Here is an 11,842-nt window from a genome sequence, read left to right as displayed (position 1 = left end):
CTACTTCTTATTTATAAAAAACTCCATAATATAATTTTACGATCAGAAAGTAATGCAGTTTGATAAACCAGTATTGCTTCTTCACCGCCATACGTTCTAACAGTTGAATTCGTTTCGAAACATTCCGGTCCGTGTCCACAAATGCATTCGCTTCTTCGAACCAAACAAACCATTTCTTATACTGTTTTACATCTTTACTGATAAGCATCGGTAGTTTAATATTCAATTTCAAAAAATTAAGATAAACATTAACATTAGGAAGGACATTGTTTTCCTGTAGAAACTTCGCTACTTCCGAGACATTATATGTAACTTCTTCAATGTGCCTATCTGAATATTGCTTGGTCAGCGACCCTTCATTCAGCTGTCCGTAATGGTAAAAGTAATCATCTATGCGATCAATACGCTGCACTTGTGCCAATAACTTGACCATAAAAAGGAGGTCTTCTCCCATATTTTTGCCTTCAATAAAACGAATGCAATGATTTTCAATAAGGCTTCGTTTTATTAAGAAAATCCACAGGTTCCATTTCATTGTCCCTTCAAACATCTTGATCATGGCCTCCATCGTAGTGGCATACATAGGTTGGGTCATCTTGCGCTCCCCATTGGCGAACGTCAGGAACCAGTTAAAACCCAAAAGTTCCAAATCCTTTTCTTCAGCTCTTGCAACAAGTACCTCCAATGCCTGTGGTTCCAATGAATCATCTGCATCTATAAAGTATATATATTTGCCCTGAGCAACGGCTAACCCTGAATTTCTTGCCGCGGCAACCCCACGATTAATTTCATGAGAAAGCACCGTCACCTGCATCGAAGGATAAGCTCCCATTGCAGCAGCAAATTCTTCTATTTTGGCTAAACTTCCATCCGTACTGCAGTCATTAATAAAGATTACATCCATATATTTATACACCTGTTTATCAAGAGATTCCAGGCATATATGTAAAGTTGACTCCGCATTATAAACGGGAACAATTATAGAAACTATCGGATTATCCTTCATTTTTCTGTGTTATATTGGCCAGAATCTTATCGACAACTTCCAGATTTCTGGAGTTAAACTTACGTGCGAATAATGACCCAGACTGGATTAAGTGTCCATAATCCTGATTTTCATAATCATACAGTACACCATCTTTCCAGCCTATAGATCGCATGCTGCTTCGTCCTTCATTATCAAAATCAAAGACTTGATCTTTATATGGGGAATGCCAACAAATGGTCTGCAGGAAAATCTCATCCGAACAGAAAGTATGACCATATATCTTGAACACTTCCTCTTTCTTTTTAAGCACATCATCAACGAATCGTTGAGTGATGCTGACCCATTGTGTTCCTTTTTTAAATTCAATATCCGTATTTCGGCGAATATTAAAAACATACTGCAACTTCATGTATGCATAGCGGATTAATCGCCTTATCTTGTTGCCCAGCGTCCCGTTGGCTCGAAAATCTTTAGGAAATAGGTGGTATCGATTCACCTTTCGGTCCAGTTCATAATCCATGTTACCAGTAAAATAGCCAATAAATTCTTTGCCTTGGTGTTGATTAAAGAAGTCATGGATCTCGTTCTGGCTTTTTAACGGCATATCAACTCCTGAAAGTAAATGGTAGTAAGCGTACGGTCCACGGCTGTTTGCTGCTTCAAAAAGCGCATATTCAGCTTCTACAACAGATACATCCCCCCATGCAACATCTACTCTTTCCTGGTCCTGCAGGATAAATAAATTCGCATGTTGGACCGATAATGCAGGAAGTTCTTTCACTTTAGCGTCAAAATGAATATAGATATCATTCCTTTGGTCGTCTAAAGCTTGTAAAAGCCGCTCGAGAACAGGAAATTCATTATGAGCGATTATTAAATAGGCATGTTTCATGTACTTCCTTTTATCTTTTTCAACACCATTTTAACCAATTCATCTTCCTTTACACTGAATTTCCGTGCAAAGATCGCCTGACTAGCCACCATCGCTTCAAAATCTTGCAAGGTCAGCTCTCGAGCATTTGATCCATTCATTTCTTGATACAAAAGTTCATCCGAATACATGCACGTCCAATTCCGATTGGAATGGTTCAATTCGGTCGGGATAAACAATTCATCACCACACATCGTAAATCTATATTTTTTGAAAATTTTCTGCTTCGCCTCTAGTAAATAGTCAACCGCTTCTTGGGTAATGCTCACCCAATTTGCAGCTTTAACAAATCTCCGATCGGAATTAACACGTATACCGAGCATACGCTGAATACGGATTAGCTGCTGTCTCCAAATTTGAGCGCTTCGACTTTTGGAAAAATTCCGCATGCCTAAATTGATCATATTTCCTTTCTCCTCCAATTCCGAATCCGCGTGCCCGATAGGCACAAAATATTGAATATCGGAACCGACAGCAAATAAACCATGGATCTCATCCTGACCTTTCAAAGGCAGGGTAACTCCAGATATCACATGGTAATAGCTGTAAGGTCCATACTTATGCGCCAAAGTAAATAAAACAAATTCTGTCTCAATCTGCGAAAAATGACCCCATCGGATATCGATCCTGTCCGCATCAGGGACAAAGTGTAGTTCGGCTTTTTCTGTCTTTAGCTCAGGAATCACGCGAACCTTCCGGTCGATATGGATAAAAATAGCATTTCTATTATCATCCAATGCGGAAACCAATTCCTGAAGAATGGCAAATTCATGGTGAGCTATGATCAAATACGCGTGTTTCATCCAAAATCTGATTATTGTGTCCTTTTTTCTAGTGCACCCATTTTTTTAGGCGAAAAAACCTTAATCAATGGCTTTTCGACAAAAGTAAAAAACAAACATCCTCCCAAAATGGCTCCAATCATACACGAAATACCCACGAAATTAATTAAGAACGATTCATTTTTAATATAAATTTTTCCCAAGGAAAGGAAATCTGGCTTAAAAAATGAAAAGTAAAAATGCGTTAAATAGATGCTATAAGAAGCGTCACCAATAAAAACCAATTTCCTACCCAAGCGCCCTTGAAACCAGGAATTTTTAACAAAAACAAATACGATTATTGCCAGAAATGCAGGTATACCATTAGCCAAAAATCTTGGGATTTTAAAATAAATCATTGTTATACTCACCCCACAAATAATTGTAAAAAACAATAAGGCCCAGAATATATTTATATTAATTTTTCCATTGTACCTTTCATAAATATAATACACTATAATGCCTAAAGCGAAATTTACTAACAAACTATCACCAATTATATATGAAAAATTTGCCCAAGATAATTGAGGTCCTTGAATACCCAAAGCTTGGACAATAATTACCATACTAACCAAAATTCCACCGATGATATTTAAGATCTGGAATCTATTATGGCTAAAAAGTAAGATTAGACTAAAAATATAATAAAAGAACATTTCATAAATTAAAGTCCAACCTGGAGGTAAAACCAGCCTGTAATCTGGATCATTAGTAAAGCTGGGCAAAAGCAAAATATTTCCTAAATAATAATAAACACTTTGGACACCCTCAGCTTTAGTTACAAAAATCAAAAGAGGAATAGCACAAATTAAATAGATTGGAAATATTCTAGTAATCCTTCGATTTAAAAAATAAGCAGAATTTTTGAAATTTGACCCAAGGTCTAACTTAACAGTTAAACACATTATAAAGCCGCTTAATACAAAAAACAAATCTACCCCAAATCCGCCAAATTCATTAAAAATCCCCCAAAGCAAACCATCATTCCAAATATGACTATTGGCAACAATAATAGCTGCAAATGCCCGTATAAATTGTAGTGAATCAATCTTTTTATTCATTTCGTGTAGCTATAAAGTTTTTAATTGATCTATAGGTATTAATAACACTCAAGAAGAATGAATTAAGGATAGGAATCGAATGTATCCTTCCCATTCTTAAAACGGTAGGTGATGGTGTCCATTGTGCTCTTAAAGCTTTTGGAAGTTTGAAATAACAGGCCCACCATTCGCCAAATTTGATGGTAAATTCGTTCCAAGGTTTTCCTCCGGTATAATGAATGGTACCACTATATTGCACCAGATCCCATTCTTTTTCGCTGTATCGATTTACGAATTCCTTTTTAAATTGTGGCAAAAAGAAAGTTCGAATGCTGTTGTATACCGGCGACAGTCCATGTACACGCCCCTGACAGAGGATATTCAATACATCTTGATCTGGAAACTGTAAATAAGGAACCTTTAGGGCATCGATCAATTTCTGCGTCAGACCATCTTTCCGCATCAAGGCCAAATTCATGAGCAAAAACCCGGAATTGAAATAGTAACCCGGTTGACAACCGATCCGTTCAAGGTATTCAATTTGATGCGGCAAGGCTGCTTCAAATACAGCTGCCAAATAATTATCCCCAAGATCAACTTGCTGGTATAATTGGCCCAAATCCTGACGGACAATAATATCACAGTCCAAATAAATCACCTTGTCGTATTCTTTAAGCAGTTCCGGCAACAATAGACGAAAAGAAGCTGCTATCGTGTAGCGCTCATCTACGTATACCCCAGCCAACTGTCCATCGAGATTGATATAACGGAAAGAAAGCCTTGTCGGGTCAATTTGCTCAAGCAATTGTTTCATATGAACAGGCAAATCTTTTGTCAACAAACAGATTACCTCAAAGAGATGGCTATTTTCTGCATTTCTTAAGATCGATGTAATACAGGTGGCTGCTGGAACAAAATAGTTCTCTGTAAAAGCGACGACTAAGTGTATTCTTTCTTTCATAATTCGGTAAATATTTATCGCTTGAACACTTTATCAATAATAAATCGTGCGTACATCAAGTACTTATCTTTAGGTTTTAATAAAACACATGAATTGATTAAGCCCATCTTCTTAAAAGGCAAATACTTAACGGCAACATTATAATAGTCATAAATACATTTTCGATACAAATGCTCCCACTGAATTTCATGATAACAATATTCCTGAACAGCATTTTGGGGATTAGGGTAATCGATTTGATCCACCATTTTATAAAGCTTAGAAATTGCGTCGATCTTGTGCGAATATTTGCTCGTATCGCTTGATAACTGAAAGGATGAAATACGAAATTTAAAAAGCATTTCGCAAGTATTCACCATTCCTTTTGCTGCCATTTTCAATACTGAGGTAATATCAGAACCAAATGCAAATGGCAATTGATCAAAGAGCTTTTCCTGAATAACTTTCGTCCTGAACACATAATTACCGATACATATGAAGGGAATGCCCCGAAGCCAATTATACGTAAATTCAACTTGGCTTATGTATTCAGACATCACATTATCGATACCAATCATGTCACCCCGATCATTGATTAATTCGACTCTAGATCGCAATAGATCTACTCCTGGATATTTTTTGATCAGGCGAATAATTTCTGTAAGAAAAGTTGGTGTATATAGATCATCATCATCAGCTAGAATCAAATATTTTCCTTTTGCAAATTGAATGCACTTACTCCATTGTCCCACCAAGTCCGTTCCTCCAAAATTCCTTTCATTTCGATATTGAATGCGAGAATCATCAAATGCTTCCACCACACTCCTCAGGTCTTCAGGCGAATGATCATCAATGACAATCAATTCAAAATCCCCATATTCCTGATCCAAAATACTTTGGATCGCTGATGCTAAAAATTGCATTTTATAAGCGGGTAATATGAAAGATATTAACATAGGTAGCAAAAATTATAACCCCATAATTTTTCCGGGGATCCCAACAACTACAGCATTTTCCTTTTCAATGCTATGCAATACAATAGACCCGGCTCCAATTTTAGCTCCATTGGCGATACGTATTGCACCCAGAACTTGTGCTCCCTGGCCTAAATCAATATTTTCACCTAAAATAGGCGAGGTAGAAGCGTCATCCCCCCGATTCCCGATACAGCAATTGCCATGGATAGTGCAATTCTTACCGATGCGAGCCTTCGGATTGATAATAATCGATCCATAATGCGAAATATGTAATCCCAAATCAAAACATCCTGCGGGAATAAAAAAACCCAATTTACGACCGATGATATTCTTCCGTCGGAAATAATAAAACTTCAATAATTTATTTGGCTCCTTGAATGTATAATATTCCTCGGAGCGAAGGGCAATTAAAAATTTCCGAATCCAATATTGTTCCGTACTGAACAGCCAATCCAATAGATTTTTTTTCGATAGAATTGGATAATATGCGATTCGGTCGCCTTTTATATACTGATTTTTATTTCCCATAACCCTATTCCTTTCTCGGCATTTATTTGCCACTAAGTTTAAAGTATACAATGTTGACCATCATCTTTACATAGCCAATTAACCCGATAAAAGACCGGATAGGTTTAGACTGAAAGGATTTATAGGCAATTTTGAAGCTTTTTGCATGCGAAAGGGCATGTATAATTTCGCCTTTGAACGAATTTTCGTAATGAAAGCGGATCAACTTAGCGTAATACGCAGACACCGCATTATCCTCTCTTAATGATGGTATAATTTTATCCCTGCAGTAATCCAGGAACAACAGCCTGGATCTTGATTTTTCGATCAGATTACTTTTCTGAGAGCTGATATTTGCCCCTGAAAAGCGCCATTGAAAGAGGACATCTTCACAATAAGCAGCTCCCTTACCTAAGGTTAATGTGCACCATGTGGCATCATCAGCCCCCCATGCCAATGGTAAATTTACAAAACCTCCAATTTGTTCAATCGCAGTTCGACGAAACATAAAATTGGGGGCCACCTGTTGCCTCCGCTGAATCAAATTAAAGAAAATAAATTCCTCTGCTGTTTCATACGTTAAGCATGGTTCCGAATAGGAAACAGTTTCACCAAAACTATCTATTGTATGAAATCGACAATAAAAGAGATCTAAGTTGGGAAACCGTTTGTTTAAAGCCAGAAGCTTTTCTAAGAAAAATGGCGAATAGATATCATCATCAGAAGCCAATACGACCCATTCACCTGTTGCATGCGTTAGACATTGATTCCAATTGCGCACCAAATCCTTGCCTCCAATATTTTGCTCATTGCTGTAAAAACGAATCCTTGGATCTGTAAATTCTGCAACCACAGCAGCAAGATTTTCTGGAGAGGCATCATCAACGATAATCAATTCAAAATTTGCATACCGCTGATCCAATATGCTCTGAATGGCCGCTGCCAAGAATTGTTGCTTATACGCAGGTAATACGAATGAAACAAAAGGATCTGTATTCTCCATGGTCATTATTTACTTATTATATTTACCCATTGCTTTTCCTACCATTTGTGCGAGTAAAGAAGGTTTTAATTGAAAGATATAGCGAAGCAAACGGAACTTCTGCTTCCGGTCTAATTCCCGGAAACTAATCCAGGTAAACACATTGGTAGCCTGTAACTTCAATAGTTTTTTGAGATTTTTATCTCGAGTATACTTCACAAGGCCACTCAATACACCTAACCAATTTAATCCTTTATAGGATAGCCCCTTAGTTCCCCATATAGACCCACCCCACAGACGATAAACTCCCATAAATTCAGGAAGATAACCAAATTTACCAACTTCACCATTTAAAAACCATATAGGATAATCGCCTATATGACTGAATTCAAGATTTTCAGGAAATTCAATATTATTTCGAAACATGACAGATGCGGTATGCATGAAATTGCCCTTCTCAGCGAGTTCCTCAACCGAACGCTTGTAACTTTCATTTGCCGTATTTAAATCTTCTTCCTTCAGACTACCATCCTCATGACAAAGCATCACGCGGTGGTACACCAAATTACAATCTTGATTTTCTCTCAAAAAATTCACCTGTTTTTGAATTTTTTCAGGGTCGGTCCAATAGTCATCACCTTCACACATAGCAATGTAACTTCCTTCTGACTTACAAATTGTCCAAATAAAATTTTTCATGGAGCCTCTGTTTTTATTATGATTGAAATACCTGATTTCAATATGGGGTGGAACAGGACGATTCGCTAAATAAGAAGTAATCACCTGATTGGTATTATCAGGCGAACAATCATTGGAAATCAATAGCTCAATACGTCCATCGAAAGATTGATTGAGCACACCTTCGATAGCTTGCTCTATAAATTTTTCATGTCCCCAAGTAATCATCACTACGGAGACATCCGGCCTGTTCTTTAATTTCTGCATCTCTCCATTAAAAATAAGCGCTCCCTATCTTCTAATATCTTAAATCCAAATTTTTGATAGAGATGTAAGGCTCTATCGTTATCTTTTAACACCTCCAGTTGAATCCTTTGAAAACCATCCTCATCCAAATGCGTAATACAGCGACTCATTAACCATGAGCCAATACCATTGGATTGATAGTGCTCATCAACCAATAACATCGATAAAAAAGCAAGATTTTTCGAAGGATCATTATGATAATAGGCAATGAATCCTAACAAATCCTGCCCCTGCATCTTATAGATAAAACTCGCGAAGGATTCTAATTTTTGCACATAAGGAATGACTCTTTGTGAAATATAAATCCCCTTTAAAGGTGAATTGTACTGATTAAGCAGATTAATTACTCTTTGCGTCATGTTTTAAACTAATTCATAATGATCTAACATCGAATGTATGGAATCTGTCGAATTGAACATCAGTACATCCAAAATTGACAACCCAGGTTCAAAATCTCGATATCCTTGTTTATAACTTTCTAAGTGCACCTGATGAAAATAGAGATCCACACCTTGTTCTGCATATTTCTTTCTATCCATAAATGCCATACCTCCAATTGGATTGACATAAGTGATGTTGCTTCCCATGACCTGGCAAATATTCAATGCCCATTCATCTGCAGCCGCGGGTTGCTGAATGTTCAAGTTCATCTCCGAAAAAACGTGAAACTCACATTCTATCCCAATATAACGGCAAATTTCAGTCAAGACATGCTTGTTCAAACTAGTAATGCAATTAAAGTCCTGTGAAAAAATGCCATTCATCAGATCCATAACTTCTTTATAATTCGGAGCAATCTTTTTATAGAAACGACATTGGCTTAATATCTTTTCGCGCCATGGAATTGTATTATCCAACACGCAATCCTTAATCAATGTAGATCGACCCTCCTTCTTTAAAGGTGCTTTGATATAAACCCAACCTTCTTTCTCTTTAAGTATTCTATTTCTTTCAATCCATCCATGCCTAATAAACTGAACCTCATCCAACAAAATAAATATGTCTGTATGCTTTATTAAACTAAAATAACCTAAATAAGGAAAAAAATAAGGCTGCATTATGCCAATAAATGTACTTTTCATAAAAAACATTCATTTTAACAAAAAATTAAAAGTCGCTCGTCCAGTATTGTTTTTAAATTAAAATTGGTACTTAAGTATTTTAGGTTTGTAAAATAATTCTACATACCATATCGATATCTTCCTCTGTCAATTCAAAAAATATAGGTAAACATAATATCCTTTGAGCAATATCCTCGGTAACAGGCATTTTAACAGAATCCAAGTAGGGCAAGCTTTTTGCTAAACTTGGATAAAAATATCTTCTTGTAAATATTTCTCTATCTTCAAGCGCTTTTTTTATTTTCAGCAACTGATTTTCAGAATCTAAAATAATCGGAAAATAAGCACCATTACTAATAACTCCCTCCATCCACAATTGACTCTTAGCGTCTAATCCAACCAAATTTTTTTCATATAACTCGATAATTGTTTTTCTTTTATCAATAATTCGGTTTATCCATTTTAAATTAGCAAGACCCATTGCAGCATGAAACTCCGAATTTTTACCATTAATTCCCAATTCTTGAAAGGAGTCGAAACCTGAAATACCAAAATTACGAATGGATGCCATTTTGTTATACAAATCCTGATTCTGTGTGATTATTAATCCACCCTCCACAGTGTGATACAACTTGGTGGCATGCAGACTACACGTAGTAATATCTCCATACTCAAATATTGATTTGCCATTGAGAGAAACTCCAAATGCATGTGCTCCGTCATAGATAACCTTTAAATTATGTTTCTTTGCAATTACCTCAATAGCTTCAATGTTACACGGGTTGCCATAAACATGGGTTGCTAAGATTGCTGAAGTTTGTGGTGTAATTGCACACTCAATTTTAGTCGGATCAATATTTAAAGTTTCTTTATCAATATCTACAAAAACAGGTTTACATCCCTCCCAAACAATTGAAGATGTAGTGGCTACAAATGAAAATGGAGTGGTAATAATTTCTCCGGATAAATCCAGTGCTTTAATAGCCATCTGTAAGGCAACAGTGCCATTTGTAACATATAAAAGATGCTTTACTCCTAAATAATTTTTCAAATCCATTTCTAATTTACTTGCCAATGGACCTATATTCGTAAGCCATCCTCTGGTCCAAATTCCAGAAAGATATTCTTCAAACTCACTAATTGGAGGTAAAAATGGTTTGGTGATTGGAATCATTTTCTTTTTATTAGAGAATAAATCAATTTTATTTCATTCCTTTTAAGAAGTACAGAAACAATAAAATAAACAATTAAAAAGGTTAAGGATATTAGGCCAATTCTTACAAGATCTAATAAATATTGAAAATAGTATAAATCAATAATCCAAATTATTAATCCGATTATAGAAGAAAGAAATAGACTAAACAATAAATCTACTATTTGATCGAATATTGAATACTTTATAAACTTACCAGTGTAAAAAGAATTGACAAATAAGCTTAAAATCGAAATTAAAACCTGTCCCCAAACGAGTGCAAATAGACCAAATGGCAGACTAACAACAACCACCAAAACGATAATAATTTTTTTAACAACTTCAAGCTTTAAAAACAAGTCTGAACGACCTTTAATTTGAAGAACATTTAGATTATAGGATTGTACGGGCTGAAAAACCCCCGCTAAACTTAGTATTTGTAAATAGGGAACAGCTGGCAACCATTTTTCGGTATACAAAACACGAATTATTGGTTCAGCACTTACAATTAATATACCTACTAAAGGAGAAACAATAAACATGACCAACATTTGTAATTCCCGAAAGGAATTACGAAACCTGATGTTGTCATCACCAATTTCAGCAAATAATGGAAAAGTAACTTTATTCAGAGTATTCGATATATTGTTAATTGGAAGCTGTTTTAAACCATCCGCTCTATTGTAATATCCTAAAATCGAAGGTGAAAATTTCTTCCCAAGGATTATCGTGTAAATATTTGCAACAACAACATTTAATAATGCAGATAGCGTCATGTTGACACCAAAGCCAAAATGGTACTTGAACTTCTGCATATCGAATGAAAATGAAGGTCTCCAGCTGCTGTACAACCAGTGCTGGATCATAAATATGGAATTTTGGATTAAAGAATAATAGACCAAGGACCAGACACCATACCCATTCATCGCAAAGTAGACCCCACAACCTCCACCAATGAGCAAAGAAGGCAACTGTATCTTGAAATTCTTCTTGAAATCCAGTTCCTTGACGAATTTTACCCCCTGCACCATCGCAAAGGAATCAATGATCAGAATAAGGCTGAAAACACGGATTAATGATGTTAGAATCTCCACCTCGAAAAATTGTGCAAAAAGTGGTGCAATAAAGTAGACCACCAGATATATGAGTACGGCTGAAGCGATATTAAACCAGAACACAGTCGAGTAATCCCGCTCATCATTCTGTGCATTTCGGATCAAGCTGCTGCTCATTCCGCCTTGCACCAGGACATTACCAATACTCATCACAATACTAAATAGCGCAATGGTACCAAAATCCGAAGGCAATAGGATGCGTGCTAGGATCAGATTCAATACAAAACCGATCAATTGGGAGCCAAATTGCTCCGCAAATACCCAAATGGCACCATGAACGGCTTGTTTCTTTAACTCCATGTAT

At 36.3% G+C, this 11,842-nt stretch carries 13 protein-coding genes; all 13 read right to left on the bottom strand.

The window, feature by feature from the left end; translation table 11 throughout:
- Window positions 1-7: 7 nt before the first annotated feature.
- The 13 genes from G6N79_RS10560 to G6N79_RS10500 all read right to left on the bottom strand — a co-directional run bounded on the left by G6N79_RS10560 (window position 8) and on the right by G6N79_RS10500 (window position 11,838).
- Window positions 8-1,006 carry a glycosyltransferase family 2 protein gene (locus G6N79_RS10560; RefSeq protein ID WP_103907841.1) on the bottom strand — a complete coding sequence of 333 codons (999 nt, stop codon included), beginning with the start codon at window positions 1,004-1,006 and terminating at the stop codon, window positions 8-10.
- Window positions 996-1,880 carry a beta-1,6-N-acetylglucosaminyltransferase gene (locus G6N79_RS10555; protein WP_103907842.1) on the bottom strand — a complete coding sequence of 295 codons (885 nt, stop codon included), beginning with the start codon at window positions 1,878-1,880 and terminating at the stop codon, window positions 996-998. Before G6N79_RS10555 ends, G6N79_RS10560 begins: the two co-directional genes overlap by 11 nt.
- The gene (locus G6N79_RS10550; protein WP_103907843.1) at window positions 1,877-2,722 is read right to left on the bottom strand and encodes a core-2/I-branching beta-1,6-N-acetylglucosaminyltransferase family protein; all 846 of its coding nucleotides are present in this window, start codon (window positions 2,720-2,722) and stop codon (window positions 1,877-1,879) included. The genes G6N79_RS10555 and G6N79_RS10550 overlap by 4 nt, the downstream gene beginning before the upstream one ends.
- A gap of 11 nt (window positions 2,723-2,733) precedes the next feature.
- Window positions 2,734-3,801: an acyltransferase family protein gene (locus tag G6N79_RS10545; RefSeq protein ID WP_103907844.1), complete on the bottom strand. Its 1,068-nt coding sequence runs from the start codon at window positions 3,799-3,801 to the stop codon at window positions 2,734-2,736.
- Entirely contained in the window at window positions 3,794-4,741 is a 948-nt protein-coding gene (locus G6N79_RS10540) for a glycosyltransferase family 8 protein (protein ID WP_103907845.1), read from the bottom strand. The genes G6N79_RS10545 and G6N79_RS10540 overlap by 8 nt, the downstream gene beginning before the upstream one ends.
- Window positions 4,742-4,755: 14 nt before the next feature.
- On the bottom strand, window positions 4,756-5,676 hold the full coding sequence (locus tag G6N79_RS10535) for a glycosyltransferase family 2 protein (protein WP_103907846.1): 921 nt from the start codon (window positions 5,674-5,676) through the stop codon (window positions 4,756-4,758).
- A gap of 12 nt (window positions 5,677-5,688) precedes the next feature.
- Window positions 5,689-6,225 carry a serine acetyltransferase gene (locus G6N79_RS10530; protein WP_103907847.1) on the bottom strand — a complete coding sequence of 179 codons (537 nt, stop codon included), beginning with the start codon at window positions 6,223-6,225 and terminating at the stop codon, window positions 5,689-5,691.
- 22 nt (window positions 6,226-6,247) lie between these two features.
- Window positions 6,248-7,207 (bottom strand): glycosyltransferase family 2 protein, encoded by a 960-nt coding sequence (locus G6N79_RS10525; RefSeq protein WP_103907861.1) that lies wholly within the window; start codon window positions 7,205-7,207, stop codon window positions 6,248-6,250.
- Window positions 7,208-7,216: 9 nt separating this feature from the next.
- Window positions 7,217-8,131: a glycosyltransferase family 2 protein gene (locus G6N79_RS10520; RefSeq protein ID WP_103907848.1), complete on the bottom strand. Its 915-nt coding sequence runs from the start codon at window positions 8,129-8,131 to the stop codon at window positions 7,217-7,219.
- Complete coding sequence (locus G6N79_RS10515) at window positions 8,119-8,529, bottom strand: GNAT family N-acetyltransferase (RefSeq protein WP_103907849.1); 411 nt, start codon at window positions 8,527-8,529, stop codon at window positions 8,119-8,121. The genes G6N79_RS10520 and G6N79_RS10515 overlap by 13 nt, the downstream gene beginning before the upstream one ends.
- 3 nt (window positions 8,530-8,532) lie before the next feature.
- Window positions 8,533-9,252 (bottom strand): WbqC family protein, encoded by a 720-nt coding sequence (locus G6N79_RS10510; protein WP_103907862.1) that lies wholly within the window; start codon window positions 9,250-9,252, stop codon window positions 8,533-8,535.
- 79 nt (window positions 9,253-9,331) lie between these two features.
- A complete protein-coding gene (locus tag G6N79_RS10505; RefSeq protein ID WP_103907850.1) occupies window positions 9,332-10,405 on the bottom strand; it encodes a DegT/DnrJ/EryC1/StrS family aminotransferase in 1,074 nt (357 codons plus the stop codon).
- Window positions 10,402-11,838: a lipopolysaccharide biosynthesis protein gene (locus G6N79_RS10500; RefSeq protein ID WP_103907851.1), complete on the bottom strand. Its 1,437-nt coding sequence runs from the start codon at window positions 11,836-11,838 to the stop codon at window positions 10,402-10,404. Before G6N79_RS10500 ends, G6N79_RS10505 begins: the two co-directional genes overlap by 4 nt.
- Window positions 11,839-11,842 lie beyond the last annotated feature (4 nt).

Origin of the sequence: Sphingobacterium lactis, from assembly GCF_011046555.1 — a bacterium.
Taxonomy (GTDB): Bacteria; Bacteroidota; Bacteroidia; order Sphingobacteriales; family Sphingobacteriaceae; genus Sphingobacterium; species Sphingobacterium lactis.
Note: the sequence above shows the minus strand (reverse complement) of the source record. Positions and strands in the feature narration are given on the sequence as shown.

Coding starts and splice junctions, on each gene's coding strand:
- G6N79_RS10550 (WP_103907843.1), bottom strand. CDS start 2,722: ATGAAACACGCGTATTTGATCATAGCTCACCATGAATTTGCCATTCTT.
- G6N79_RS10545 (WP_103907844.1), bottom strand. CDS start 3,801: ATGAATAAAAAGATTGATTCACTACAATTTATACGGGCATTTGCAGCT.
- G6N79_RS10530 (WP_103907847.1), bottom strand. CDS start 6,225: ATGGGAAATAAAAATCAGTATATAAAAGGCGACCGAATCGCATATTAT.
- G6N79_RS10510 (WP_103907862.1), bottom strand. CDS start 9,252: ATGAAAAGTACATTTATTGGCATAATGCAGCCTTATTTTTTTCCTTAT.
- G6N79_RS10560 (WP_103907841.1), bottom strand. CDS start 1,006: ATGAAGGATAATCCGATAGTTTCTATAATTGTTCCCGTTTATAATGCG.
- G6N79_RS10555 (WP_103907842.1), bottom strand. CDS start 1,880: ATGAAACATGCCTATTTAATAATCGCTCATAATGAATTTCCTGTTCTC.
- G6N79_RS10505 (WP_103907850.1), bottom strand. CDS start 10,405: ATGATTCCAATCACCAAACCATTTTTACCTCCAATTAGTGAGTTTGAA.
- G6N79_RS10525 (WP_103907861.1), bottom strand. CDS start 7,207: ATGGAGAATACAGATCCTTTTGTTTCATTCGTATTACCTGCGTATAAG.
- G6N79_RS10500 (WP_103907851.1), bottom strand. CDS start 11,838: ATGGAGTTAAAGAAACAAGCCGTTCATGGTGCCATTTGGGTATTTGCG.
- G6N79_RS10535 (WP_103907846.1), bottom strand. CDS start 5,676: ATGTTAATATCTTTCATATTACCCGCTTATAAAATGCAATTTTTAGCA.
- G6N79_RS10540 (WP_103907845.1), bottom strand. CDS start 4,741: ATGAAAGAAAGAATACACTTAGTCGTCGCTTTTACAGAGAACTATTTT.
- G6N79_RS10520 (WP_103907848.1), bottom strand. CDS start 8,131: ATGCAGAAATTAAAGAACAGGCCGGATGTCTCCGTAGTGATGATTACT.
- G6N79_RS10515 (WP_103907849.1), bottom strand. CDS start 8,529: ATGACGCAAAGAGTAATTAATCTGCTTAATCAGTACAATTCACCTTTA.